The sequence below is a fragment of the Neobacillus niacini genome, from assembly GCF_031457145.1.
Classification (GTDB): Bacteria; Bacillota; Bacilli; order Bacillales; family Cytobacillaceae; genus Neobacillus; species Neobacillus niacini_J.
The window spans coordinates 90,226-115,954 of the sequence record NZ_JAVDVZ010000017.1; the positions used below are offsets into that span (position 1 = coordinate 90,226).

Genomic DNA, 25,729 nt, shown 5'->3' on the forward strand with positions numbered 1-25,729 from the left:
AGAGCGAAGCGCTGCCAAGCGCACACAAAAGTCCCCCTTTGGAATGAACCAAAGGGAGACCTCACATATCATTTACTTAGTTTTTAACTATTTTCTTCAACACTGCTTATCTTCATTTGCCACTGGTGCAAATGTGTTTTTACCTAGACAGCTTAAAATAACACACCTTTAGAGTTGGTTCAGTGTCATCTTAACTGTCCCTGTTGCATTATCAAATTTGCCCATCATATTTTTTAGATTCCCTTTATTGTCCACATAATACACTAAAATTGCATTTGGATTTTCTCCTGCTTTTAATGTATATGGCACTTCTACTGTTGCCTTACCACCATTGAACTTTGAAATCACTTCATTGCCGCTTGTTACAGTAAAATTATACACAGGTCTGTCCGCAATCTTTTTTATTATAGCCTTAGGCTCTGAGAGTGAATTCGTATCTACGATTCTTGCTGAAATTTTTACATCTTCCTTTGCTGTTCCTGCAATTGATTTTAGAGCCTTTTTGTCAAAGGTGATTGCTGCGTCTGGCATTGCAATCTTAAGGGATTCCACTTTGCCTTCAGCTAGTGCTCCAATTGAATCTTTTGGAACAGTTAATTCAACTGCCTTTACATCTTCCGGTGTTTCTACCTTGATTTCAACTGTTGCTTTTGCAAATGCAATTGCATCTGCAACTGCTTTTTCAGTAACTGTTGCAAAAGCTGTGTTGCCTGCATCCGTTTGTTTCATTTCGGCTGTAACGATTATTGTATTGCTTGGGATGTTTTCATAGTCAGCCTTCAATGTAACCTTACTTGCCGGCATCGTAAATGAAAATGAATCTACTGTATAACTTTCATTTTCAAGGCCTGTCGCTGTCCATTTTACGAACCTTTTTCCATTTGGAACAGCCGCCTTAACAGTAACTTGTGAGCCCTCTTTTATCTCTGCTGGACTATTTACCTCATTTCCGTCTACCGTAATCGTTCCACCATCAACGTCCAATGAAGAGACAACCAGGTCGTCCACAACCAATGGAATGGTGTATTCAGAGGAGTTCAAGTCTGCAAAGGTTATAACAAGGTCATATGTCCCTGCAACTAAATTTTCATAGCCAGGAAACCCTTGTATATCATCATAAGCAATTTCAAGTCGATTCTCAGGTGCTCCATAGCCTGTGCTTGGGAACCAATAGCCGCCGGCAGCATCAAGAACCAAGGCATTATCCTTCATAATCTTCACGCTTTTTACCGCTTTTCGCCAGTTTGCTGGTTGAATTCCTAGTGCCCCTTCACCAAAGTCTACCGTTACCCATATATGTGCTGGATTAAATCTGTTATAAAATGCACTTGTTGAAACAAGGCTTGGGACAATACCAGAAGTGGCATCGGAAAGCTTGAACGTAACGTCAATCTTGTGTACCTCGGTAACATTATCAAAGATATATTCGCCTGCCGCAGCAGCCTCAGGATTTTCCAATCCGTCAATTTTTACGCTTGCAATTTCAAAATATTGGTTTGGTGTGAAAGTGAACTTTTGACTTTGTCCACGCTCGACCAAAACATATCCGTTTGGAGAAATTGTCCCTCCAGAACCTGCAGATGCAATAATGGTTACGTAGTTATCCTCTTCACCGCCGCCACTCGTTAACTTTCTAGGAACAGGTACATTGTTCGTTGCATCCCAATCCCATAGGTTAGTAAAGTCCCATCCCAAGGCCTCGAATGTTGCTTTTTGTGTGAAATCAGTTGCCGTTTTTCCAGCAAATGCAGCGACGATTCCAGATGGAAGTCCACTTGTGCTTAATTTGTCACTGTCATAGTAGTTGACTTGATTTTGATCAATGATCGGCCTGCTGCCAGACCAATAACCTCCTATTTTACCTGGTGCAGCATCTGTTACAGCATTAAACACAGCATTTCCATTGAAGGTTTTGAGCAGACTGCCTGAAGAGCCGCCCATATCTCCAACAATGGCACCTAAATATTGCCCTCCTGCAGTCCCCGTGACAGTGCCTGCTACATAGTTATTAAGAATGACTTTTCCAGTTGTTGTATCTCTTACAGTAAGTGGCGAACCTGAACTATTCCAATTCGTACCTCCAATTAAGCCTCCAACTGTAGTTCCATGCACATCAGCATTTAGTATCGAATTTTGCAATGTACCCGCGTGGAGCAAACCGACAATACCGCCTGTATAGCCCCCACCAGTGATTTTCCCATCTACATAACTGTTTTCAATCGTGCCGATGGAAACACCAGCAATACTTCCAGTGTTATTCTTTCCTGTAATATCTACATTCACTAGCTTAAGATTTACAACTCTGCCGCCAGTACCTAGATAAGAGAAGAATCCTGTATTATTGTTGCTGCTCGATATTGTCAAATTACTAATTGTATATCCATTCCCATTGAATGTTCCTAAAAATGGTGCTGGAGCAGAGCCTCCGCCCATTGCTGTGAATGCCACATCTTTCATATCAATATCTGCTGATAGCTCGTATTTTCCGTCAATCGGATAGGTGGACGTGCCAAACCCTTCAGATAATGCAGCCAAATCATTAGCTGTTCCGATTTTTACAGTTGCTGTGCCACTGCCAGCAAGGGGTGTGACTTTAGCTGTAGCAGAGCTTGTTGCTACTCCATTATAAAAACCTGTTCCAGTGGCAACGCTGCGCAAATATGAACCTACATCCTCCGCTTTGATGGTATAGCGTGATGATGTTTCCCCTGCAATGGTTGTCCATGTTGTGCCGTCCGTTGAGCTTTCCCATTTGAAAGAAGCGGTAGCGCTTGATGGGGAAACGGCTGCATTCAAAGTTTGACCTTCTTTTGCAATCCCGTTAACGACAACATTCGTGATTGACAACTCGTTGACATCTTGTGGGACTGTAGGGTAACTAAATGTCGACAAATTAGGTGTACGTGGTGTGTTCGTAATCAGTACATTATTGTCCCCGGTTACCAGAGTACCATTAGAATCAACACCCTTACTGGTGATTCTGATTTCAGCCGGTGAAATAGAAATATTTGAAAACCCCTGACCAACTGGCCTAACATCAACATAAGCTACCTTTTCGGGGTCCCTTTTGTTACTTTCGAAATAAGGTCCGCGTCTGTCGTTATTTCCAGAATAGCTTGTGATATAGGTTGTTCCGTTACCATAAGTCTGAGGCTCAATATTGGCGCCATTTGCATAAATCTTTGTACGGACATAGATATGGTCGTGTCCCGAAAGCACCACATCAATTCCCGCTTCATCAAAAGCAGCTGTCCAGGATGACACAGGATTAGCCATACGATATCCGAAAAGTGATTTGTGCATAACAGCAACACGCCACTTTGTAGGGTTTTGTTTAACGACGGACTTCATCCAGTCCTGCTGCGCTTTAATTTGAGAAGCACTGCTTTGGTCCTGGTAATCCATCATCATGAAAAGGGTGTCACCATAAATATAATAGTAGTTACTTGTCTCAAACTGCTTTTTGTCCAGGCCAGATACCATTCTTTCAGTACCGTCGCCACCGCCATAAAATGGTGCTCCGTTTTTAGGCGGGTTGTAGCGTCCAAACAGGTTTTGCAATGTTGGGTCTACCGAATCCCAGCTGCTGTTCGGGGCCCAGCTATTGCCTGCACCGTCGTACTCATGATTTCCAGTTCCTAGATACAATGGCACACGCGCAAACTTCTCAGCATTTGCTTCAAAAAATGCATCCCATTGATTGGTGTCGAATGCATAGGAAACCTGGTCTCCCGAGCTCAGAATAAATGAAGCATCCGGGAAATCAGTAAATGCGTGTTTGAGAGCTTTGTCATTGTGACTAGAGTTAGGTGCTGCGTGTACGTCAGTAACCCAGTTAAAGTTGAATGTATCAAGATTGCTGGCAGGTGTTTTAAAACTAGCCGGTGATGTTACGCTTGTAACATTCATTGCACCATCCCCAACGGAATATACATATTCCGTACCAGGCTCAAGTGTGGCCGTTTCAGCCTTATGGCTTTGTACCGGCACAACAGAGTACGCAGTTCCTGCACCATTATAGTTCGCATCGGCTATTGCTTTTGAAAGGTCCACCGTGTTATTTGTACCGACAACAACATTTGTGAATTTTCCGCCATTTCTTTCAAACTCTGATTTTTTCGCATAATAGAGCTGCGTTGTTTTTGTTGTTACTGGAGTTACCCAATTGAAACGTGCGATATATTTGCCTTTTTCTTGATTAAATGAATCATACAAAAAGGTTACAGAGGTAGGTTCTTCACCGCCCCCTTTAGGCTGAGTGATCTTATCCCCTGATTTTGAAATAGTAAATGTATCTATAACACGAAAAGGATTTTCAGAGCCTGTAGCTTTATAGTACGCTTTATAGGTTATCGCATTACTAGAAACATCTACCTTGCTATACACACCTGGTGAATAGATGGCTCCGCCGCCTGTACCCGTTTTGTTGATGCGAAGGTCATAAAAATAATCATTCCAAGAAGTGTCACGATTGTCTAGGCTGTAACCGTAATTGTAAACGGATCCACCTATAACATAAGTTGGTGCTTCACCGAAGTTTGCTTTTTCAATGCTCCCTGTACCTGACGAAGCTGAAGTTGTCTTTAATGTTGTTCTGGCATAGGCATGTTCATGACCATGTAAGACCAAATCGATACCTGCGTCTGTCAGCTTTTTACCTGTCACATTGTCCATATTATAGTGACTTGCACCTGGGTCGTAAGGCGGAACATGGAAATATACTATTTTCCATGCCTTGGAGGTATTTGCACTTTCTTTCGCCAAAAAGTCCCATTGGATTTCCTTGTCAGTGGATGATGCAAAAGAATTAAGAGAAATAAACAACGCATCTCCATATTCAAAGGAATATACCGTCCCTTCGGCAGCTTGAGATAAACCATCTGGTTTATGTAAAGATTTATGATTAAATCTTGCTTTATACTGCACAAAATCTCTGTCATAGGATGCCCCGTCATGATTGCCTGGGGTAACCATGATTGGCATCGTATCTAACAGATTTTGAGCTGCATCATAGAATAACTGCCATTGATCTGAAACATGTCCATCTTCTACCACATCACCCATATGAAGAAGAAATGCAGCATCCTGTTCATTCTCCTTAATATAATCGTACAATTTTTTTGTGTTATCAAACGAACTAACGGAAGTTCCCTGTGTATCCGGGCTGACAACAAAAGAAAACGGCTTGTTTGCAGCAGGATCCGCAGGTGCTGTAAAACTAGAGATTGCGCTATATCCGTCGCTGGCATTACCTACTTTATAATAATATTTTGTTTCAGGAGTGAGATCTTGAATCACAACATTAAAGGAATGAATAGCTTTAAAGTCAGTCCTTCGATTCTCTGGAAAAATATCTGTGGCAACTGGAGTAGTCTTTACGGCACTTTTTATTACACCGTTATCTAGGTTAGGCGAAGTATCGTAAATAATTTCTGATGAGTTCACCGTTGGATCTGTTACCCAATTAAAACTCATCGCTGCTTTACCTGCTTCTGCCCCTCCTCCTATACTCATTGCAATTTGGGACGGAATTCCCCCAGGTGCAGCTGCTAATGCTGTCTTAGGCGTTACAAGTCCGGAAACAGCTATAAGCACTGCCAAAATGACTGAAAATAGTTTTGATGCTGATGTTTTTCTTCTCATTTCTAGTAATTCCTTTCTATTAATATATTCATACTATTCTAGTATCCCTGCGCAATGTTAAACTTGATGCACTTTCATGTAAATTATATGTTAATATTCTAAATATTGGTTTTTCGATAGAAAGCCTGACTAGTAAAACACAATGTTCCAGAAGTTTGACATTCCTCAAAGTCAAATTTTATATTTCCTTAGTACAGAAAAAGAGGCCTCTCTGAAAAATCGAGAGACCTCTTTCTATAACCTCACAAACCGTGCCAATAGCTGCCCAAAGAGTTCACAAAAAAACAGAAGTTCCTATTAGAAAATCGGTTATATGATAATGAAAAATATTACAGCCCTTCTTGAGGACTAATCCTCTGGGGGCTACCTCGGGTTTTGGCCTCAATCCCCCTTCTTGAGGACTAATCCTCTAGGGGCTACCTCGAGTTTTGGCCTCAATCCCCCTTCTTGAGGACTAATCCTCTAGGGGCTACCTCGAGTTTTGGCCTCAATCCCCCTTCTTGAGGACTAATCCTCTGGAGGCTACCTCGGGTTTTGGCCTCAATCCCCCTTCTTGAGGACTAATCCTTTGGGGGCCCTCATGGGTTTTGTCCTCGATATTGACAAATATTACTCTATTGAAACTGAAAATGAACTCATTGTTAAATTTTTTGACTATGAAATAAAGGGCATTGGTCAATTCAATCCTGAAGAAACATATTAAATAAAAATCGATTAAAGGCAGGGTCTGTCCCCCACTGGTGTACAACATTTCTTCAGTGGGGGACAGACCTCATTTTTCAGTTCTTTACCTCACATCATCCAGTGATTTCACGACTGTATGTGCGATTGGCTTCCATTCAACCTTTCTAAACAAGGCTACGACCGAAATAGGAATATAAGTAAACATAAATAATGGGAACGTGATGGCATAAGCGATTTTTTTCCAATTGGAACAATGGATGTTTTTCCACTCCGTTACGGTAGTAATGAAACCAAGGATAAACAGGATCCCATAGTACCACACTACGGACTTTAACATCGCAATAGATGTAATCTCAATAATCTCCTTCCCGCCGAATAAATCAAAAAATCCCGCAGTGAAGAAAAAACCATTTATCAAAATACTAATACATGAAATGAGCATGGCGGGCATGATTGTCATCGTCATATCAAAGCAGGAAAACCTATTTTGTTTTCCTTGAAAAATACCGCTGACTAAATCCCTTCCATATTTTGCGAAAACCTGATAAAAGCCCTTCGCCCAACGTAGTCTTTGATTCCAAGACTGACTAAAGGTAGCCGGTTGTTCGTCATAAAATATAGCATTCTTGCAGTATCCAATCTTTTCGCCTTTAATAATCTGAGAAACGGAAAACTCAATGTCCTCGGTAAGGAGATGATGAATCCAGCCTCCATTCTCTTTTATCACATCCTTATTGACGAGGAATCCCGTTCCAGAAATGGCACAACTTGATTGAAGAACCATTCTTGGTAGATTGAGATATTCAGCTTCATGAAGAAACCAAAGAGCATAGCCCGCCGAAATCCAGTTCTGGTCATAGTTCTTAGAGTTTCGATAACTCGTAACCACCTTGTATCCTTGATTAAACGTTTTATTCATCTCTGCTATATAATTCTCATCGAGGAGATTGTCAGCATCAAACACCAAAAACCCGTCATACTTTCTAGATGAATAGTCTCTCCCGATGATCTTCAACATATAGTCAAGGGCATACCCCTTTCCAACCTGGGCTTTATTAAAACGCTCTCTGACAATGGCCCCTGCTTCCCTCGCAATCTGAGCGGTCTGATCGGTACAATTATCCGCCACTACAAAAACATCAAGGAATTCCTTTGGATAGTTCTGGTTTTTTATACTGCTAATGAGGTGCCCAATGACTAATTCTTCATTGCGTGCTGCGATAATCACTGCGAATCTGTTCAGTGGACCATGCTGCACCTCTGCCATCCCTTTCTTTTTAGATTGAAAGGCAACAAACATATAAACCATTTGATACGAATACATCAAGGCAAATAATAAAAACATGAAAAAATTAACATACTCAATAAAAGTCGATAGTTCCAAATCCACACCGATTCCCCCATGGAGTCATTTTTATTTTTTTCTTTCTTCTACTGCTTTCCCGATTAACCTCCTTCACCTGAGGTTTTACAGAATGCAGTGATGTCTAATCTTTCCACGAATCAAAAATAATAACTGACCCTCCTGTTTAGACAAATTTGTATTGTCACTAAAAGGGATCAACTTTTTAGTACCCCTTAAAAATTAAGTATATTATGTAAATTCAAACTAATTGTTAAGGCTATGTAAAGCTTTGGTAAAGAAACTAGATAGCTGTTCCTAGTCTCCGCTCGTTTTTCTTGTTTCATACAATTGTTTCACAGGTCAGCAAATAAAAAGGGAAAGAGCGGAAACACTAAAAGTTAGCATCAACATTTAGAACCTGCAGAGGAGTTGTTATCCATATATAAGAACAAATGGAGTTCGTTGTTTTTAACCTCCCTAAAGGGAATTTCTCAAGTCATTTTTATTGAGAATGCATTCTCGGGCTTTATTATTTTGGTGGCAATCACCATTGCCTCGTATTCTTTAGGAATTATCGCACTTCTATCAAGTGTAATTGGAACATTAATTGGTAGGGTAGGCGGTGCAGAAAAGGAAACGATTAATCAGGGGTTATATGGGTATAACTCCGTTCTTACAGGCATGGCGCTTTTTTTATTTTTACAAGGCGATGAACGATGGTTCATTGCTCTGGTTGGGTCAGCAATTGCAGCTTTACTGACAGCAGCAATGATGCACGTTTTTCGACAAACCGGTATACCGATTTTGACATTCCCCTTTATTGTCATAACGTGGTTTTTTTTGCTCACTACATACAGACTCGTTGCGTTTAAGATCAGCCCAGATCTTACACCACAATCGTTATCCAGTTGGACGTTGAATATTAAAGGAGAGACCAATTGGCTTGACGGAGCCGTAAATGGTATCGGGCAAATATTTTTCCTTGACAATACACTTTCTGGAATTTTGCTTTTTATAGCCGTTTTTTGGGCAGGGCGGAGATTAGGTGTATATGCGGTTATTGGCAATATTGCTGCTTTGTTAACATCATACAGCCTCGGTGGAGAACACTCATTAATTTTTATGGGGCTTTATGGGTATAATGCCATTTTAACTATACTTGCCGTATCGATTGTATTTAAGGGGGACTCCCGGCATGTATTAATAATAGGAATTATTGCAGCCTGTTTAACCGTTCCGATTACGGCTAGTGTTGTAACCTGGCTATTGCCATATGGACTCCCGGCACTAACCATGCCTTTTGTATTTTGTACTTGGATATTCTTAGGAGCCAGGAAAGTTCTCCCAAAAATATAAAAATGGCTGTCTCAAATATAGATTGAGACAGCCATTTTTTCATTGTTCTAAATGGTCACTTAACATAGTAAATACCTTTGATTCAATGGCACTAACGTGTTCTTGCTCAAGTGTTTGTTTGGGATGTGGATTGTACCAATGTATTTTGTTATCCTCAATCATTCCTTTATATTCATTACCTTCTACATTTAAGGAAAAATGCGGACGCTCATGAGCTGTCCCCTCAAACAAATGATTTACTTCTAAGTTTTCAAACATGTATTCCCCTCCTCTGTTCTTATGTTTGAAGTTTTTCCCACTTGATTACCGACTATGCATCGCCTAGATCCAAAGACTAAACAAACCATCGTTCACACCTAAATTGTACATATAATAAAATCCAAAAATAGTACTAATCGCACCTGCAGTTAAAATCAATGCTTTGCTGGCGACCATTCGTTTCATGCTCAAAATAAATGGAATTCCAATAATGGTAGTAAAGATTAACATGCCAATCACTGTACCTAATCCAAACACAATGATATACAAAGCTCCCTGCCATACAGAATGAACCGTGCTCATAGTAAGAAGGACCATGGCCCCGCTGCCGGCAATCCCATGAATAAACCCGATGAAAAGGGATTTATTATATGTACCTTTTTTCACCTTTGTCAGAAGAGGCAAATTTTCATGTTTATGATGATGAGAATGGTCATGTTTTTTACGAATGGAAAACATCGCTGCAATACCTAAGTAAACAAGCATGATTCCTACTAAAAATTCCAAGGTAAGCGACCATTTCTCCGGAATATCATTTTTCATCATAATGAAGATTAAACCAATAATAAATAGTGTGGCTGTATGCCCAATTCCCCAAAAGACACCTGCAAGTGACGCTTGCCATAACTTCTTACTTTGGCTTGCAATGGTAGAAACTGCAATCATATGGTCAGGTTCCAAGGCATGCCTAATACCCAAAATAAATCCTAAGGCTAAAACTGAAAATAACGTAACTTCCATTTTTCTTCCTCCCCAAAAACAATCTCTAACTAGTTCTCCGGCAATTTTCTGTAATTGCCGGGTTATTGCATTAAGGCTCTTTTCTTAAACTTTGTTGCTTTTGGAACAAAATTTAATGATTTTGCTAAGTTTCCTCAGAAAATAGAATAATTTTAATAAGAAAAGAGCCTGCAAACTAAATTCAAAAGTGCAAAATAACTATTTCCACGTTAAAATCGGCTTTAAGATTTTAACAACATTCATTTCGAAAACAGCCATGATTAATATTTTCTAAGTGAATATTGTTTTGATTGAAACCATTCCTGACTAATATGCCGGTGAATTTCCGAAAAAATCCTTTCTATAACTTGTGTCGAATTCGCGAATACCCGAACAGTAAATCCGGATACTGGCAGTAAGGACAGTCCAACTTTATAATCAAATGTATTCTTATCAAGAATGGAATATAACTGATCAAGAAAAGAACTATTCATTTGGTTACAAACGACAATCATCGAACCTAAATGAGTAAATCCTTCCATGAAACCAAGTCCCCTGATATTTTGCAGTGCAGGCTTCAAATGTAAATGATCATAAACAACTAGCTCTCCATCCATATAGATTTCATTTAATAACTGAACGGTTTTATAGCTAAAACGCTCTCCTTGCGGTGACCAACCCGGAGTAATGATATCTGAATAAAGCAAAGTGGCTGATGGATCCATTCGGAACACATTTTTTTGCTTGTAATGTGCATGTTGATAGGCAATCAACGCATCAGGGAAATACTCTAGATAACTTCCAGCTTGCAAAGTAATCTCAGATTCTTGGTAGGCAAAAGATTTTAGCGTCTTATATACCTTTGTCGCTCCCTGTGTTGTTAAGGTTAATTTAGCATTTTCCCCAACCTCAATCTTCATTTGATAGCGATCTCCATCTAGATATCCGCCTCCGGGATTTAATAAATAGTAACAAGACCGTCCGGAATCATCATGATAAATAGGGCGCATAACTTTTAATGCACCCTGAAAATATACATTTTTCGCAACAGTCTTCCCTTTTCTGTCTTCCGCATTTAAATGCAAAACACCTGTCCATTCCTCCATGATTTAAGCCAATCCTTTTAATAAAGCATTTTGCTTCAACCAATCGAGGACATTATCGAGCCCTGCTTCATCTTTTAAATTGGTGAAGGCAAACGGCTTGTCACCGCGAAAACTTTTTGTGTCGGACGCCATGACGTCAAGACTTGCACCGACATGTGGTGCCAAATCGGTTTTATTAATGATAAATAAATCCGATTTAATCATTCCCTGCCCGCCTTTTCTCGGGATCTTTTCCCCTTGGGCAACATCAATAATATAGATCGAAAAATCAACCAGCTCCGGGCTGAACGTAGCGGCTAGATTGTCCCCGCCGCTTTCGACAAAAATTAATTGTACATCCGGATGTTTTTCCTTTAGTTCATTGATTGCCGCGAAATTCATCGAAGCATCTTCACGTATGGCAGTATGTGGGCAGCCACCGGTTTCCACCCCAATAATACGATCGGCGGGCAGGACTCCGTTTTGCATTAAAAATTTTGCATCTTCTTTTGTATAGATATCGTTAGTAACTACAGCCATACTTATTTCATCATTTAAACGCCGGGTAAGTTTTTCAACCAACATGGTTTTTCCTGCTCCGACTGGTCCGCCTACTCCAATTTTAATTGGTTCCATCAAAACACTTCCTTTCATGAACTAAAAATTCGAATATTTACACGTTCGTGCCTCATTTGTGATAACTCGATACCGGGTGAAACGATACCAAAATCGTCTTCATCCAACTCCCCGATAGCCGTAGCAGCCTCAACTAAAACAGGTTGAATATCACGGATCATTTTCTGTCCAGCCGTCTGTCCCAAAGGAATGCCTCTTACAGCATTTTGAACAATACTGGAAACGACAGAATACAGATAAAATAAAACCGTTGTGGATTTGGATACGCCAAGATCGTGAGCAACCATTGTAAAAACAATGGCTGGGTGACCAAAGGATTGCTTTCTACTAATTCGTTTTCTATATGGCAAAAGGACAGGTATTTCATATAAGGATTGGACAAGTTCTAACATCCTCTCCCCCATCCTCATGCTGCCCTCCCTCGTTTCACGAGGCAAATTTTGCACAGTCAACATTCTGTCCAATTTCCATACTTTTTCGAAATCTTCATCCTCTAATGCTTGGTAAACAAGATGACATGCCAGCCCATCTGAGTTTAGCAGCTGCTCTTGGATAAAAACCCGAAGCCATTGTGAAAATGTTTCTACGTTATTCACCGTATTCTCTTGGATATAACTTTCAAGTCCATAAGAATGACTAAAGGCACCTGTAGGAAAATTGGAATCACATAGCTGAAACAGTGCAAGAATTTTATCATCCATGGCTATGTCCAATATGTCGAAAAGCCTGTTTTACTTTTCGCTTTTCACGTTGGTAGGGAATTTCCAGTTCATTTAATAGTTCCTCCACAAGGTAATCATATTGAACCATCATCATATCATTTTCGAATTGGGCCGGGAGGTGCCTATTTCCTAACTGATGAGCGATTGTCCCCATCTCATTGATACTGCGGGGGATGATGACTAATAAATCATCTGCCACCACGTCAATAACAATCATATTTTTTTCATCCATATAGAGTACATCTCCGGCAACAAGATCACGTGGATCTTTTAACCGAATACCGATTTCCCGTCCGTGATCAGTCGTCACTCTTTGAATTCGTTTTACCAAGTGATCACTTTCAAGGTATACCTTTTCGATATGACGCCTTATAATTTCTTCCTTTTCCATTCTTTCAATATTTGTTTCGATTCTTTCAATTAGCACACTTTTTCACCTCAAAATAGAAAATAACGTTGCGTCATCGGCAGTTCTTTTGCCGGGGTACTTGTAATAAGTTCTCCATTGACTCTGACTTCATATGTTTGTGGGTCAACAGATAACTCAGGGGTCTCCGAGTTAAGTTTCATGTCCTTTTTCGTTAACTTTCTTATTCCATGCACAGGTTGAATGATTTTTTCTAACCCAAGTTTTTCATGGACTTTATCTTCATAGGCCGCTTGAGATATGAATGTAATCGAGCTTTTTTGTAAGGCCTTCCCATAAGCAGCATACATAGGACGGCTAATGATTGGCTGGGGAGTAGGAATCGATGCGTTTGCATCCCCCATCATTCCATGAACAATCATTCCACTTTTAATGACCAACTCAGGCTTTACACCAAAAAATGCTGGAGACCAAATAACTAAGTCTGCAATTTTCCCTACTTCAATGGAACCGACATAATCGGAAATTCCATGGGTAATAGCAGGATTGATAGTATATTTTGCAATATATCGCTTTACCCGATTATTATTAGAAAGTTTATTATCCCCTTTAAGGAATCCTCTTTCTTTTTTCATTTTATCAGCAACCTGCCATGTCCTTAGAACCACTTCACCTATTCGTCCCATAGCCTGCGCATCGGAACTAGTCATACTAAATATGCCCATATCCTGCAGGACATCTTCTGCAGCAATGGTTTCCTTTCTAATTCGTGAATCAGCAAATGCGATATCTTCAGGAACGGATGGATTCAAATGGTGACAAACCATAAGCATATCTAAATGTTCATCGACGGTATTAATCGTATAGGGCAATGTAGGATTCGTTGAAGATGGCAGAACATTCATAAAGCTGGCTGATTTAATTAAATCTGGCGCATGACCGCCGCCGGCACCTTCTGTATGGTACATATGAATCACTCGGTCTTTTAAAGCTGCCATTGTATTTTCAACAAAACCTGCTTCATTTAGGGTATCTGCATGAAGTGCCACCTGTACATCAAATTGATCTGCAACCCTTAATGTATAATCAAGCGCTGAAGGGGTCGCACCCCAGTCCTCATGAACTTTTAAACCAATGACGCCGGCCCTAACCTGTTCGGCCAGCGGCTCCTCTGCCGCAGCCTGTCCTTTACCGGTTAATCCAACATTTATGGGCAGACCCTCCACCGCTTCAAGCATTCGGTGGATATTCCATTCTCCAGGAGTAACTGTTGTCGCTCTTGAACCTGAAGTAGGTCCTGTACCGCCGCCAATTAAGGTGGTAAGGCCTGAAGTTAGTGCAACCTCGACTTGTGCCGGATTGATAAAATGAACATGGGTGTCAATTCCTCCTGCTGTTACAATCATACCTTCACCAGCGATAATTTCAGTGGAAGCACCGATAACGATATTGACTCCATCCATTACTAATGGATTTCCCGCTTTACCAATTCCAGCTATTTTTCCGTCACGAATGGCAATATCTGCCTTGTAAATGCCTGTGTAATCTAAAATGACGGCATTCGTAATAACCACGTCAGGGATCCCATCACCACGAGTTACTAGGGGATGTTGTCCCATTCCATCACGAATGACTTTACCACCGCCAAAAACGACTTCTTCGCCATACGTGGTATAATCTTTTTCAATTTGAATGATTAAATCGGTGTCCGCTAGCCGAATAGAATCTCCAGTAGTGGGGCCGAACATTTGGGCATATTGCTTTCTCGGCATTTCAAAACTCATTTTCGATTGCCCCCTTCTAATGGTCCATCAATTTTATTGTTAAAGCCATAAACCTTTCGTTCTCCGCCATATGGAACCAGTTCAACTTCCTTTTCATCACCCGGCTCAAAACGGACTGCCGCACCGGCCGGAATATTTAACCTTTTCCCATACCCATCTTCTCTATTAAATTGTAAGGATTCATTCACTTCAAAAAAGTGAAAGTGTGAACCTATCTGAACTGGCCGGTCACCTGTATTGGTTACCTTCACTCGAAAAAGGTCTCTTCCCTCATTGCAAATAATTGGTTCCTCTTTTAAAAATAATTGTCCTGGTTCCCATTCCATTCGGGTGTCCTCCTGCCTCTAGTTAACGTATTGGATCGTGAACAGTTACTAATTTTGTTCCATCAGGAAAAGTAGCTTCTACCTGGATATCGTCAATGATATCTGCAATTCCTTCCATTACATCATCTCGTGTCAATATGGTAGCTCCATATTCCATTAATTCTGCTACGGTTTTCCCATCTCTAGCACCTTCTAATACTTCGTATGTAATGAGTGCGACGGCCTCAGGGTAATTTAGCTTCAATCCTCTATCCCATCTTCTTTTTGCGAGGTCAGCTGCCACAACAATCATAAGTTTGTCTATCTCACGTGGTACTAGTAACATCATCCATCCTCCTTAACTAAATTTTTATTATAAAATTTATACCCTCCATATAATTGCCAAGCAAGGGAAATTTAAACAAACTATATTTCTTTTTCAAAAAAAAAGAACTTTGATCATCTACACGATGATCAAAGCTCTTCTAATATTTTCGTATGTTAAAGTTAATTATGGAATAGGTCTTACAAAAGTCTAATCACCCTAGTCCTTACCCGTTGACCTTGAGTTTCTTTTTAAATCGGATCGCTACCATTTCAAGAAGGATGGCAATGGCTAAGACAAAATAGGTAATGGCCCCGATTTCCCTAATGTCTAAGTAGAAACTGCTAGCCATAAACATGTCAAATCCAATTCCACCAGCACCTGCTGCTGCTCCCATGGCGATGGCAACCGCGAAGTTAATTTCAAATCGAAGAAACGTCCAAGAAATCAAATAAGTGAGGGAAGATGGAATAACAGCTTGAAAGATAATCTGCCACCAGTTTGCTCCACTCGCTTGAAGGGCTTCGATAACTCCATTGTCTAGTTCTTCAAAGGACTCAGAATAAGCCTTCACTAAATAGCTTACCGAATGGAACGTCATCCCAATGACTGCCGCTACACTCCCGAGGCCTGCCGCCACCGCAAAGATTAACACCCACAAAACGGTCGGAACCGCTCTTATAAAAGCAACAGATCCCTTAATCACGGAAGAAACTCGTTTATTCGTCAGATTTTCAGCAGCCAGTAATCCCAAAAATACAGCGATTATTGCTCCAAACAAAGTGGTTAAAAAGGCTAGACCCAATGTAACAAAAACCTGATAAAGCGCATGTGTAAAGGTGAAATGTTTAAGATGCGGCTCTAGAAACATTGCTTTTAGATTCGCAAAAGTAGATAAAACCGCTTCTCCAACATCAAGCTGTTTGTAGTCGAAACTAAAAAATGCGTAAACCGATAGAAGTGTTAAGATGATCAGTGTGCTTCTTATAACCACAGTCGATTTAGTCAACGTTTTAATTCTTATTTTTTTTTGCAGGTGCGGCTCCAGTAATTGTTTGGTTGAGGTTAATGATTCATTTGCTTCCATTACAGGACCGCCCTTCTGACATAATTAGATACAGATTCAATGAATAAGATAGCTACGATAATGACGACGACAACCAAAGAGGCGACATCGTAATTTAGATTTTTATAATACAAGTTAAACGTAAACCCAATTCCTGAGCCAGTAAGCAACCCAATCAGTGTGGCACTTCTTATATTTGTTTCAATCATGAATAAGATCCAGCTGATCATTTGTGGAAGGCTTGCTGGAATCACCGACTGAAAGATAATCGAAAAGTAACCCGCACCAGTCGCTTGTAACGCTTCAACGGAGCCTCCACTGACCTCATCAATCGTTTCAACAAAAGCTCTTGTTAAAAAGCCAAACGAACCAAAAAACAAGGCAAAATAACCTGTTAATGAACTTTGACCAAATGAGAATAGTAGAATCATTGCCCAGGCTGCCACATCGATATTTCGAAAAATGGTCGCGATTCCTCTACTAATACTTCCAAAAAAGGCATTGACCCTCGTCGTATTCGATCCTAAAATCGCAAATAATAATGCAATGACAGCACCTGTAGTGGTGGCTGCAATCGAAACTAGTAGCGTTTCAATTAACTTATCCAGAATAGCCGGAAGCTTCGTTAAGGATTCTTGTGTTGGATAAAAGTTTGCCAAGCCCCATTCAACTGCTTTGGGAAGGGAAGAAAAGCCTTTGACGACATTGTACTCGGTGATGATAATAGCTAGTACCGTGACAACTCCTAAGATGGCGAGGAACAAGAGCGTATTCCGTTTCTTTTTTTCAAAGTAATCAGCTTGCATGGATGCCTCCTACATCAAAAATAAGATCTTCAGCTTCGGATCCGTAAATACGCTGAATATCTTCTTTTGTTATGTCTTTAGGCGAGCCATTATACACGACTTGACCATGGTTAACCCCGATGATTTTATCCGAGTACTTCAATGCCACATCCACTTGATGTAGATTTACTAGAACGGTAATGCCTAATTTAGTTGAAATGTTTCTCAAGTGATCCATAATGATCTTGGCTGAATTAGGATCAAGAGAAGCAATCGGCTCGTCGCACAAAAGCATCCGAGGATCTTGAATAAGAGCACGAGCGATTCCAACTCGCTGCTTTTGACCGCCACTCAATTGATCCGCTCGCTTATAAATATGTTCGTCTAAACCAAGAACATGTAGAATGTTTACAGCCTGCTGCTTTTCTTCTTGACTATAAAGACCGAGAACTCCAGCCAATGTTGATTTTTTTCCTAAATTGCCATGAAGCGTATTTTCGATCACACTTAAGCGATTGACTAGATTATAGTGTTGAAAAATCATTCCTATTTTCGTGCGGACCTTTTTTAAGTCCTTTTTCTTCAGATTCAACACGTTCATGTTATCAAAAATAATTTCTCCGCTCGTTGCCTCAATCATCCGATTAATACAACGAAGGAGAGTAGATTTCCCCGCTCCTGATGGACCGATGATGGAAACAAACTCTCCTTCATTAACGGAGAAGTTAACATCCGATAACGCCTTCGTATCACTACCAAATTGTTTGGACACATGATTTACTTCTAATAAGGCTGTCATAGGTTAACTCTCCTTGCTAGTTGGTTACTTATGGCTCTTTTCTTAAACTTTGTTGCTTTTTGAAACAAAATTTAATGATTGTGCTAAATCCGCAGAAATCAGCAAAAATTAATAAGAAAAGAGCCAGCAAACTAAATTCTAAAGCGCAAAATAGATATTTCCACGTTAAAATCGGCTTTAAGATTTTAACAACAATCTTTTAGAAAACTGCCTTACTTATTTCGAAAGCTCACGAATTGGGTTGAACCAAGCATCCTCTACTTCTACTAAACGCTCGTCTTTTGATTTCTTAAATAATCCTGAAAACTCGGAACCCTCTGGAACGAAGATTTTTTCGTTGTTCGTAATTTCATCCGATGTCATGATTTCAAGAAGTTGAGCTTGAAGCTCTTCATTCACAGTCTCTGAATTAATAGCAAATGGTGCATTTAGGACTGGAGTAACAGAAATGAGTGAAAATTCTTTTCCAACTACGGTGTTAAATGGTTCTGCTGCATCCTTTTTTACTTGATAAACGGCACCAGGTCGGTTATCTTCCCCATCAGCAAGCTCTACATAATTGCTCACACATGTATCACAGAAAGCCGCTACGTCCGCTTTTCCTGATAATAGATTGACCGCCGAACCTTGGTGTGAACCTCCGTATAAAACTTCATTAAAGAAATTATCCTCGCCGCCTTCAAGCAAATCTTCTGTCGTTAAACCTTTGAACTCTGCTTGTTTACTGAAGTAATCAACGATTCCTGTTGATGGAACTTTAAATCCTGATGTAGAACTATTGGATACAAATGAAAATTTCTTGCCTTGAATATTATCAATTGAAAACTTATCGCCACTTTGATAATCTTTTACATTCTCTTTATTTACGGCTAACCAGCTATAATAAACCGCATCCTCCAATGTACCAGACGCACCAGATGGGACAACCAACGGAAGAACTTTTTCATTTTTGTTATGTGCTTCAATGTATCCTTGTGCTCCTAGGAAAGCTATATCCGCGTTTCCATTGGCCACTGCTTCAATGGCAACAATATAGTCTGTCGTTGTTTGATGCTTGACCTTTTTACCTGTTTTCTCTTCGATTACTTTTCCAATCTCATCACGAGCTTCCGTAAGATCTGCCCCTGATTCATTTGGAAGCCAAGCGATGGTAAGAGTATCTTTATCCTCAGTTGCTCCTCCCGCTGAAGCTGAACAACCTGCAAATACGACTAACATAACTAAAGAAAGTAAAAATAATAACGTCTTTTTCATCATCAAACTCCTCACTTTTTTTAAAAATTTGGACACTTCCATACTATATCAGCTAATTGTCAAGCTACTATTAAGCTTATATAAAGATTTGTTAAGAGTTGGTAAAACTAGTAGAATGAGAGAAAATTCCATTTTGCATGTTGTATTCTTGATTACATAAATGATTCATAAACTCAAGGTCATGAAAGATTCCAAGCATCGTTGTGCCTTCTTTCATGAGCTGTTCAATGAGAAGTTTCACCTTTAGTTTAGAATCATGATCTAAACTTGCTGTCGGTTCATCTAATAACAACAGTCTCGGTTTTTTCACCATCGCTCGGGCAATGTTAAGCCTCAGCTTTTCACCACCGGAAAAAGTGGTTGGGTAGCTGTCCCATAATTCTTCATCCAATTCAAAATGCGCGAGAATCTTCTCTGTTTCTTTTTCCGCCAAGTCATGATCGTCCCCCATTTCAAGGATTGCATGTTTCACAAGCTGTCTGGCTGTCGTTCGCGGCATGACATTTAAAAATTGGGACACATAGCCGATTTCATGCTTCCTTAAATAAAGCAATTCTCGTTCGGCTGCCTCTGCTAAATTAATTCGCCCAAATTTTTTTGAATGGTACCAAATACTCCCTTGCTGGATCCGATATGTTCCATAAATACATTTTAAAATCGTCGACTTGCCGCTTCCGCTTTTCCCGGTAATCCCGACAAATTCTCCTTCTTTTATCTGTATATCCACATTGCTTACAGCTCGGATATGTTTGCCCAAATTATGAAGGTCAAACGATTTGGATAAGTTCTTAATCTCTAGAAGAGTTTCCACCTATTCACCTGCTTTTTCGAAATTAGAATTTCAATTCTCATTTAATCTGAACACATCGATTCAGCTTAGATTCGATAATTGGTTTTTTGAATCAGCTTTCCGTCCACAAATACTCCTGTAATCACTGGAAAATCACTAATTTTTTCAATGATAAGCAAATCTGCTTTTTTTCCTTCGCGAATAGAGCCAATTTCTCCATCCATTTTTACTGCTTTTGCTGGGTTAAGCGTGACAAGCTTCATCATGTCAACTAAATCCATGCCATAGTTTTCAACCAACTCAAAGATTGAATGCAGCATGGCTGCCGGATAGTAATCACTGCACAAAATATCAATCGATTGGTATTGAATCGCTTCGGCTGCCCCCAAGTTTCCACTATGAGAACCTCCAAGAAGGACATTTGGAGCACCGGCAATCGTATACATGCCTAGCTCCTTCGCTCGGCGTGCTACCTCTAATGTGATTGGAAATTCACTAATTGTCGTCCCAAAGCTAGAAATGAGTTCAAGCTTTTCAAGGCTATCGTCATCATGGGAAGCAACGGCAATACCTTGCTCATGCGCAAGCTGAGTGATTTCCTTTATGTCTTCAATCGACAGCTTCTCTTTTGTCTGGTGTTTATGAATGAGAACATCAATCGATGAATCACTGATATTGTTATAGCTTTTAACTGTGTTTCGGTAAATTTCTAAGTGGCGATACTGCCCCTGCCCAGGAGTATGATCCATAAATGAAACTAAATGGACTTTATTCTCGGTAATATAGCTTTTGAGATTTTCTATTTCATCAACATTATCAATCTCAAATCTTGCATGGAATCGATGGCGGACAAGGTGCTTCATACTATGGGTCCGGTCAATTAAATCAATAAATCTCCGAACATTTTCAGGCTCACGAATCGGCTTATACTCATAATCAGTCCCTTTGAACAAAGAAAGAGAATGGAACATCGTCGTAATACCGTGTGCGATAAGCTGTTTCTCTGTTTCTCGTAAAGCCAAATCAAAATTCATCAGTGAGGTCGGTCTAGGTGCAGCCATATGCTCGATGTAGTCCGAATGGATATCGATAAAACCAGGAGAAATATATCCCCCTGCTGCATCAATTACCTCTATCTGTTCCTCAAATTTAATCTCACCTTTAGGAGCAATTTTTGTAATTCTGTCCTCTTCAATCAATAGATCATAGCCATGCAAAACTGCTTCTTCAGTGATTAATCTTCCATTCGTAATGACAAACAAACTGCTTCCCCCTAAATTTCAGTATGGAAATCTCACAGCAAGGCTCTTTTCTTAAACTTTGTTGCTTTTGGAGATTAAAAGCGCTTGAATGAGCTATAATTTGTTGCAAAAATAGCCTCTATTGTAAGAAAAGAGCTGCACTCTTAATTTCAAGCACAAAAATAGTTTATTCCGCGTTAAAATCGGCTTTAGGATTTTAACAACAATCATTACAAAAACAGCCTACAGGAGTGAATGAACAAGCTGCTGTGTATATGGATGCTGCGGGTCCTCGAGGATTTGGTCGGTTAATCCTTGCTCAATGACCTTTCCCTCCAACATCACGAGTGTTCGGTCTGCCAGCATACGGATGACTCCTAAATCATGCGAAACGAGAACAATACTAATATTTAATTCACGCTGCAGACTTTTAATTAAGTCGAGGACACTCGCTTGTACCGAAAGATCTAATCCCGTCGTTACTTCATCTAGTAGAAGAAGTGGAGGTCGATTGGAAAGAGCCTTGGCAATTTGAACCCGCTGCTGCATTCCCCCCGAAAAGTTTTTCGGCGCCTCTTTTCGGCGATGCACAGGGATGTTTACTTTATTTAGAAGTTCTGTTCCTCTGTTTTCCATCATGCCAGCATGTTGGTTGCCAGCTGCTATAAGCTTCTCGGCAATATTACCAATCGATGAAAAGTTCATTCTTAAACCCAATAAAGGATTTTGATAGACTTTACCCATGATGTGGTTACGAATATAGCGCTGCTGCTGAGAAGACTCTTGAAAGAGATTTTTCTCACCATTATGGAAGTCTGCTAGATAGGCCTCTCCAGCTGTTACTTCCTGGTCAAAGTAAAGGCATTGCATCAATGTGGATTTTCCACTCCCACTCTCTCCGACGATGCCAAGAACCTCTCCTGGAAAAACATCAAAGGATACATCTCTACAGGCATAGACCGTTCCACAAATCGGACAATAATTTTTAACGAGAGATTCTCCGTCTTGGCAATGTAGACATCCTTTACCAAACTGCTTATTTAAGTTTTTAATTGATAAAACCGGAACTTCAAATTCAGCCATTTATTTCACTCCAAATGGTTCGACTTCATTTAATGTTTCAATACAATAGCTTGTATCATTACATTGATGGAACGTTTCATTCGTCACTTCATCTACAAGCTCATCTAAAAAGACCCCAGTTGAACCACATAACCGGCAATGCTTGTCTGTAAAGGACTCTGGCTCAAACGGATAATCTTCAAAATCGAGCGATACGACCTTTGTATAGGGCGGGACTGCGTACACTTTCTTTTCACGACCTGCCCCTAACAGAATGAGTGCTTCACTTTCATGCATTTTCGGATTATCAAATCGCGGAATCGGACTCGGTGCCATCACATAACGATCATGAACCATCACTGGGTGATCCGCCCCTGTTGTCATACTTCCATATTTCATAATCTGTTCAAACAGCATCAACCAAGCACCACTATATTCTTTCTCACCGTGAAGTTTTTTCGTTTCATTCTCGCTCGGCTCATAATAACGGAGCGGTTCAGGAAGCGGCACCTGCAGGATGAGAATTTGATCCTGTCTTAGTGGAACCTCAGGAATCCTATGTCTCGATTGAATAAGGGTTGCTTTCGTCGTATGATCAGTTGTTTCCACCCCAGTCGTATCAGAAACGAGCTTTTTAATATTGACGGCATTAACGGATTCATCCGATCCTTGATCAATGACTTTTAGAACATCACTTTTGCCAATTAACGATAGAGTTAACTGCAAACCGCCTGTTCCCCATCCTCTACCAATCGGCATTTCTCTAGAGGCAAATGGAACTTGGTAGCCAGGAATGGCAATTGCCTTTAGAGTAGCTCTTCTAATTTCTCTTTTTGAACCTTCGTCAAAAAAAGCAAAGTTATAGGCTGTATTCATCACCTTTTCACCTCTTGTCCTTCCTCATTTTTCGTCCCTTCCTTTTTCGTTTTCCGTACACTATCCAGCTTAGATTGGAAGGTAACGTAATGAGGCATTTTCAAATGCGAGATAAAGCCCGTCGATTCCACTGAATCAATATGATAAAGAACAAATTCTTCATTATGGCTTGGAAAGTCAAGATTTGGATGTTCTAGACAATTATCTAGAATTCCCATTGCAATCGCCTTTGTTTCATTTTGACCAAACACAAAGCCGTAGCCGATTTCAAACTCCAATTCTTTTTTTCCGTATTCTTTTTCAACGGTAACCGGCATGAGCATTTCGACTTCTGTGACCTTTACTTCTCCAATATAAAATGCATCATCATCGTCACCAGCATCTGTTGGATGATCAATCGTAACAGGCAAAGTTCCAACGCGAAGCTCGCCAACAGTCGGATGCAAGGCTCCATAACCCCTAATAACCGCATAGGCGAAGGAAGTGACAGCACCTGTTTCTCCTCTTGTTAAAATTTGCAGTCTTTGACTTCTGCTTGATGGAAACTCCAGACTTTCTCTCGTCACATCATCCGGTTCAATATCGTTGTCTTCACAAGGGGGAATTAAGCCTTCTTTACGTAAATAATCGAGCACTTTTGGTAAATTCAGCTGTTGCTCATCACCTTGAAAGCCTTCCTTTAGATAATGATGAAGCCATTCCTGGACAACTTCGTCACTTTCTTCCATTAAGTTAAAATCAAGCAGCCGATGGGTATAATCAGTTGTTGCCCCAAGGATTTGACCACCCGGGATATCTTTAAAGCTTGCCGAGATCCGACGCTCTACATTCATTTGTTGTGATTCAATTACTCTTGAATAATGCTTTCGAGGGACGGTCGAGCGAAAAGCTCTTAATAGAAAAACAGCTTCTTCCGGGTTTCCTTCTGCTTGTTTGATTGCTAGGGCAGCCAAGGTCTCATTGTATAAACTGCTTTCTGACATCACCTGATCAACTAATCCGCGCATACCGGCTTTAATTTTTTCTACTTCAATTGTTTGTCCATGCTGAACTCTTTCATATTTCAAACGTTTAATCGACTCTTCAATTGCACGCGTTCCACCTTTTACGGCTACATACCCCATTAATCCATCACCCGATTCCTGGTAATTTGTGTGGTTCTAGGCAATGCTATTAGTTGATGATGTTGATCGATAAAAATCAAATCAATCCCTAACGGATATTCCTTGTTTTTTTCCTGGCGGCCTTCTACCCAGTTTTCATTGACATCCAAATGAACAAGCTCTGTGGTGTGAATTCCAGGACCCTTTAACAATAGGGCTTCCCCGCTTGTCACAGATTCCACTTCAACGATAATGAAGGCCGATGAATGTGGATTTTTTAACGTCCCAGCCTTCGCACTGATAATCGCCTCTTCAAAACATCCTTTCTCAGCATCTCGAAGGATTAAAAGAAAATCAGCATTGTTTGCTTCTGTCGGCTTTGCATAGGTTAATTGATTAATGGTTTTCGAAACACTATCTGCTTGAGGTGAAAAAACCTTAAAAGAAACTTCCTGATCAAATAAGGTTAGGGCTATTAATAAAACAGAAGCACTGCAGCCTTTTTGATCCTCTTCTTCTACTAAAGCTGCCTCCTTCCTCAAATCTGAAATGAGCCCTGGTCTTGAAGTAGAATCCACCAATTTTCGATATACAGATTGAAGATCGTGAACGATATCTAGTGTCAAAATCTTTTCCTCCTCATTAAACATCCATTGTTTCAAAGTTTACTTTTGTTTTTAAAATAGAATGACTGGCAGCAGCTCTCTGCTCCTGAATGACTTTCTCCTCGTTTTCAAGCAGTAACTCCATCCACCTAATCGTTTCAGGCATCATCGCTTCAAACGCGGCGTCAATCACAGCAAGATTATACGAAAACTCTGGCTGATCTCCTGTCACAATGCCAATTCCAATGCTTCCTTGAATTTGAACCTTACATTCTGTTACCAACACTTCACCAGGATAAAACAGGCTTTTTTGAGAAGTCTCTCGGACCTTCAACATCACTAACCCACTTTCTGGCTCTTGAATGACCTTCACCTGGTATTTATCTTTTATACAATGGGCCATGTCCTCTACTAGTTTTTGAGAGCCATTAATTAATATCTCTGTTCTTCGTCTTCTTTTCATCGAAGGCCTCCTAATGACTTTGTTCTACATGTTTTACATTATCTTGTTGCCAAGTGAGCGAACGTAAAAGAATGGTTAAGTTTGTTTTGGTTTTGTAAATGAAGGCTGACCTTACACCCGTACTGTTCGTTTCTGGAAACAAAAAAATGTAAGTAGTTCAGTTATCGAGTAGAAAATTAAAATGCACAACTGAACTATCAACCTGATTAAATTGCTTTTGTACGAAATTTAGCAAGTGAATTAGCAAAAAAAAAAACGCTTTGGATACCGAGCATTTTTTTCAGCGTGTCGGAAAACTTATTTGTAAGAAGATTTCCTGACTTGGGACAGGACTGATGTAATTTTGCCATCTTCTGTCCAAAGATACCTCGACTTCAGACAGCACTGATGTAATTTTGTTATCTCGTGTCCGAAGTTGCTTCCACTTCGGACAGGACTGATGTAATTTTGCCATC

At 40.2% G+C, this 25,729-nt stretch carries 24 protein-coding genes; 2 read left to right on the plus strand and 22 right to left on the minus strand.

The window, feature by feature from the left end; genetic code table 11:
* Window positions 1-168: 168 nt before the first annotated feature.
* Window positions 169-5,643, minus strand: coding sequence for a metallophosphoesterase (locus J2Y03_RS25750; RefSeq protein ID WP_310199793.1), 5,475 nt, complete (start codon window positions 5,641-5,643; stop codon window positions 169-171).
* Window positions 5,644-6,223: 580 nt separating this feature from the next.
* On the opposite strand from J2Y03_RS25750, the gene J2Y03_RS25755 reads away from it, so the two are divergent.
* The gene (locus J2Y03_RS25755) at window positions 6,224-6,346 is read left to right on the plus strand and encodes a hypothetical protein (protein WP_310199795.1); all 123 of its coding nucleotides are present in this window, start codon (window positions 6,224-6,226) and stop codon (window positions 6,344-6,346) included.
* A gap of 84 nt (window positions 6,347-6,430) precedes the next feature.
* On the opposite strand, the gene J2Y03_RS25760 is transcribed toward J2Y03_RS25755, so the two are convergent.
* Window positions 6,431-7,717: a glycosyltransferase family 2 protein gene (locus J2Y03_RS25760; RefSeq protein ID WP_310199796.1), complete on the minus strand. Its 1,287-nt coding sequence runs from the start codon at window positions 7,715-7,717 to the stop codon at window positions 6,431-6,433.
* A 417-nt stretch (window positions 7,718-8,134) separates the two neighbouring features.
* Here J2Y03_RS25760 and J2Y03_RS25765 point away from each other — a divergent pair, with 417 nt between their 5' ends.
* Window positions 8,135-9,028: an urea transporter gene (locus tag J2Y03_RS25765; protein ID WP_310199798.1), complete on the plus strand. Its 894-nt coding sequence runs from the start codon at window positions 8,135-8,137 to the stop codon at window positions 9,026-9,028.
* A 39-nt stretch (window positions 9,029-9,067) separates the two neighbouring features.
* On the opposite strand, the gene J2Y03_RS25770 is transcribed toward J2Y03_RS25765, so the two are convergent.
* The 20 genes from J2Y03_RS25770 to phnG form a co-directional block, all read right to left on the minus strand.
* Window positions 9,068-9,286, minus strand: coding sequence for a hypothetical protein (locus J2Y03_RS25770; RefSeq protein ID WP_310199800.1), 219 nt, complete (start codon window positions 9,284-9,286; stop codon window positions 9,068-9,070).
* A 63-nt stretch (window positions 9,287-9,349) separates the two neighbouring features.
* The gene (locus J2Y03_RS25775) at window positions 9,350-10,027 is read right to left on the minus strand and encodes an urease accessory protein UreH domain-containing protein (protein WP_132095007.1); all 678 of its coding nucleotides are present in this window, start codon (window positions 10,025-10,027) and stop codon (window positions 9,350-9,352) included.
* A 260-nt stretch (window positions 10,028-10,287) separates the two neighbouring features.
* Window positions 10,288-11,112 carry an urease accessory protein UreD gene (locus J2Y03_RS25780; protein ID WP_310199802.1) on the minus strand — a complete coding sequence of 275 codons (825 nt, stop codon included), beginning with the start codon at window positions 11,110-11,112 and terminating at the stop codon, window positions 10,288-10,290.
* A gap of 3 nt (window positions 11,113-11,115) precedes the next feature.
* Window positions 11,116-11,727 carry an urease accessory protein UreG gene (ureG, locus tag J2Y03_RS25785; protein WP_132095003.1) on the minus strand — a complete coding sequence of 204 codons (612 nt, stop codon included), beginning with the start codon at window positions 11,725-11,727 and terminating at the stop codon, window positions 11,116-11,118.
* 14 nt (window positions 11,728-11,741) lie between these two features.
* Window positions 11,742-12,428 (minus strand): urease accessory protein UreF, encoded by a 687-nt coding sequence (locus J2Y03_RS25790; RefSeq protein WP_310199804.1) that lies wholly within the window; start codon window positions 12,426-12,428, stop codon window positions 11,742-11,744.
* A complete protein-coding gene (ureE, locus tag J2Y03_RS25795; protein ID WP_132094999.1) occupies window positions 12,421-12,876 on the minus strand; it encodes an urease accessory protein UreE in 456 nt (151 codons plus the stop codon). Before ureE ends, J2Y03_RS25790 begins: the two co-directional genes overlap by 8 nt.
* Window positions 12,877-12,887: 11 nt before the next feature.
* On the minus strand, window positions 12,888-14,600 hold the full coding sequence (gene ureC, locus J2Y03_RS25800; RefSeq protein WP_310199806.1) for an urease subunit alpha: 1,713 nt from the start codon (window positions 14,598-14,600) through the stop codon (window positions 12,888-12,890).
* The gene (locus J2Y03_RS25805; protein WP_310199808.1) at window positions 14,597-14,926 is read right to left on the minus strand and encodes an urease subunit beta; all 330 of its coding nucleotides are present in this window, start codon (window positions 14,924-14,926) and stop codon (window positions 14,597-14,599) included. The genes ureC and J2Y03_RS25805 overlap by 4 nt, the downstream gene beginning before the upstream one ends.
* 22 nt (window positions 14,927-14,948) lie before the next feature.
* Window positions 14,949-15,251: an urease subunit gamma gene (locus tag J2Y03_RS25810; protein ID WP_034675444.1), complete on the minus strand. Its 303-nt coding sequence runs from the start codon at window positions 15,249-15,251 to the stop codon at window positions 14,949-14,951.
* 205 nt (window positions 15,252-15,456) lie between these two features.
* The gene (locus J2Y03_RS25815) at window positions 15,457-16,317 is read right to left on the minus strand and encodes a PhnE/PtxC family ABC transporter permease (protein WP_310199810.1); all 861 of its coding nucleotides are present in this window, start codon (window positions 16,315-16,317) and stop codon (window positions 15,457-15,459) included.
* A complete protein-coding gene (locus J2Y03_RS25820; RefSeq protein ID WP_310199812.1) occupies window positions 16,317-17,102 on the minus strand; it encodes a PhnE/PtxC family ABC transporter permease in 786 nt (261 codons plus the stop codon). The genes J2Y03_RS25815 and J2Y03_RS25820 overlap by 1 nt, the downstream gene beginning before the upstream one ends.
* On the minus strand, window positions 17,092-17,880 hold the full coding sequence (phnC, locus tag J2Y03_RS25825; protein WP_310199814.1) for a phosphonate ABC transporter ATP-binding protein: 789 nt from the start codon (window positions 17,878-17,880) through the stop codon (window positions 17,092-17,094). The genes J2Y03_RS25820 and phnC overlap by 11 nt, the downstream gene beginning before the upstream one ends.
* A 216-nt stretch (window positions 17,881-18,096) precedes the next feature.
* Window positions 18,097-19,134 carry a phosphate/phosphite/phosphonate ABC transporter substrate-binding protein gene (gene phnD / locus J2Y03_RS25830; RefSeq protein ID WP_310199816.1) on the minus strand — a complete coding sequence of 346 codons (1,038 nt, stop codon included), beginning with the start codon at window positions 19,132-19,134 and terminating at the stop codon, window positions 18,097-18,099.
* A 91-nt stretch (window positions 19,135-19,225) separates the two neighbouring features.
* Window positions 19,226-19,945 carry a phosphonate C-P lyase system protein PhnL gene (locus tag J2Y03_RS25835; protein WP_310199817.1) on the minus strand — a complete coding sequence of 240 codons (720 nt, stop codon included), beginning with the start codon at window positions 19,943-19,945 and terminating at the stop codon, window positions 19,226-19,228.
* 65 nt (window positions 19,946-20,010) lie between these two features.
* The gene (gene phnM, locus J2Y03_RS25840) at window positions 20,011-21,186 is read right to left on the minus strand and encodes a phosphonate metabolism protein PhnM (protein ID WP_132094985.1); all 1,176 of its coding nucleotides are present in this window, start codon (window positions 21,184-21,186) and stop codon (window positions 20,011-20,013) included.
* Window positions 21,187-21,408: 222 nt separating this feature from the next.
* Window positions 21,409-22,248 carry an ATP-binding cassette domain-containing protein gene (locus J2Y03_RS25845; RefSeq protein WP_310199819.1) on the minus strand — a complete coding sequence of 280 codons (840 nt, stop codon included), beginning with the start codon at window positions 22,246-22,248 and terminating at the stop codon, window positions 21,409-21,411.
* Window positions 22,249-23,103, minus strand: coding sequence for an alpha-D-ribose 1-methylphosphonate 5-phosphate C-P-lyase PhnJ (locus J2Y03_RS25850; RefSeq protein WP_310199821.1), 855 nt, complete (start codon window positions 23,101-23,103; stop codon window positions 22,249-22,251). It abuts the gene before it with no gap.
* Window positions 23,103-24,227, minus strand: coding sequence for a carbon-phosphorus lyase complex subunit PhnI (locus J2Y03_RS25855; RefSeq protein ID WP_310199823.1), 1,125 nt, complete (start codon window positions 24,225-24,227; stop codon window positions 23,103-23,105). The genes J2Y03_RS25850 and J2Y03_RS25855 overlap by 1 nt, the downstream gene beginning before the upstream one ends.
* Window positions 24,227-24,832, minus strand: a complete 606-nt coding sequence (gene phnH / locus J2Y03_RS25860; protein WP_310199825.1) for a phosphonate C-P lyase system protein PhnH — start codon at window positions 24,830-24,832, stop codon at window positions 24,227-24,229. The genes J2Y03_RS25855 and phnH overlap by 1 nt, the downstream gene beginning before the upstream one ends.
* Before the next feature lie 16 nt (window positions 24,833-24,848).
* Window positions 24,849-25,274: a phosphonate C-P lyase system protein PhnG gene (phnG, locus tag J2Y03_RS25865; RefSeq protein ID WP_310199827.1), complete on the minus strand. Its 426-nt coding sequence runs from the start codon at window positions 25,272-25,274 to the stop codon at window positions 24,849-24,851.
* Between the last annotated feature and the right edge of the window lie 455 nt (window positions 25,275-25,729).

Bases quoted from the DNA above. Each gene is read 5' to 3' on its own strand.
- J2Y03_RS25775 (WP_132095007.1), bottom strand. From the start codon at position 10,027: ATGGAAGTTACGTTATTTTCAGTTTTAGCCTTAGGATTTATTTTGGGT.
- J2Y03_RS25805 (WP_310199808.1), bottom strand. From the start codon at position 14,926: ATGGAATGGGAACCAGGACAATTATTTTTAAAAGAGGAACCAATTATT.
- ureG (WP_132095003.1), bottom strand. From the start codon at position 11,727: ATGGAACCAATTAAAATTGGAGTAGGCGGACCAGTCGGAGCAGGAAAA.
- J2Y03_RS25770 (WP_310199800.1), bottom strand. From the start codon at position 9,286: ATGTTTGAAAACTTAGAAGTAAATCATTTGTTTGAGGGGACAGCTCAT.
- J2Y03_RS25855 (WP_310199823.1), bottom strand. From the start codon at position 24,227: ATGGGGTATGTAGCCGTAAAAGGTGGAACGCGTGCAATTGAAGAGTCG.
- phnG (WP_310199827.1), bottom strand. From the start codon at position 25,274: ATGAAAAGAAGACGAAGAACAGAGATATTAATTAATGGCTCTCAAAAA.
- J2Y03_RS25850 (WP_310199821.1), bottom strand. From the start codon at position 23,103: ATGAATACAGCCTATAACTTTGCTTTTTTTGACGAAGGTTCAAAAAGA.
- phnC (WP_310199814.1), bottom strand. From the start codon at position 17,880: ATGACAGCCTTATTAGAAGTAAATCATGTGTCCAAACAATTTGGTAGT.
- J2Y03_RS25780 (WP_310199802.1), bottom strand. From the start codon at position 11,112: ATGGAGGAATGGACAGGTGTTTTGCATTTAAATGCGGAAGACAGAAAA.
- J2Y03_RS25810 (WP_034675444.1), bottom strand. From the start codon at position 15,251: ATGTTACTAGTACCACGTGAGATAGACAAACTTATGATTGTTGTGGCA.
- J2Y03_RS25750 (WP_310199793.1), bottom strand. From the start codon at position 5,643: ATGAGAAGAAAAACATCAGCATCAAAACTATTTTCAGTCATTTTGGCA.
- J2Y03_RS25790 (WP_310199804.1), bottom strand. From the start codon at position 12,428: ATGGATGATAAAATTCTTGCACTGTTTCAGCTATGTGATTCCAATTTT.
- J2Y03_RS25815 (WP_310199810.1), bottom strand. From the start codon at position 16,317: ATGGAAGCAAATGAATCATTAACCTCAACCAAACAATTACTGGAGCCG.
- J2Y03_RS25820 (WP_310199812.1), bottom strand. From the start codon at position 17,102: ATGCAAGCTGATTACTTTGAAAAAAAGAAACGGAATACGCTCTTGTTC.
- phnD (WP_310199816.1), bottom strand. From the start codon at position 19,134: ATGAAAAAGACGTTATTATTTTTACTTTCTTTAGTTATGTTAGTCGTA.
- J2Y03_RS25755 (WP_310199795.1), top strand. From the start codon at position 6,224: ATGGGTTTTGTCCTCGATATTGACAAATATTACTCTATTGAAACTGAA.
- J2Y03_RS25845 (WP_310199819.1), bottom strand. From the start codon at position 22,248: ATGGCTGAATTTGAAGTTCCGGTTTTATCAATTAAAAACTTAAATAAG.
- ureC (WP_310199806.1), bottom strand. From the start codon at position 14,600: ATGAGTTTTGAAATGCCGAGAAAGCAATATGCCCAAATGTTCGGCCCC.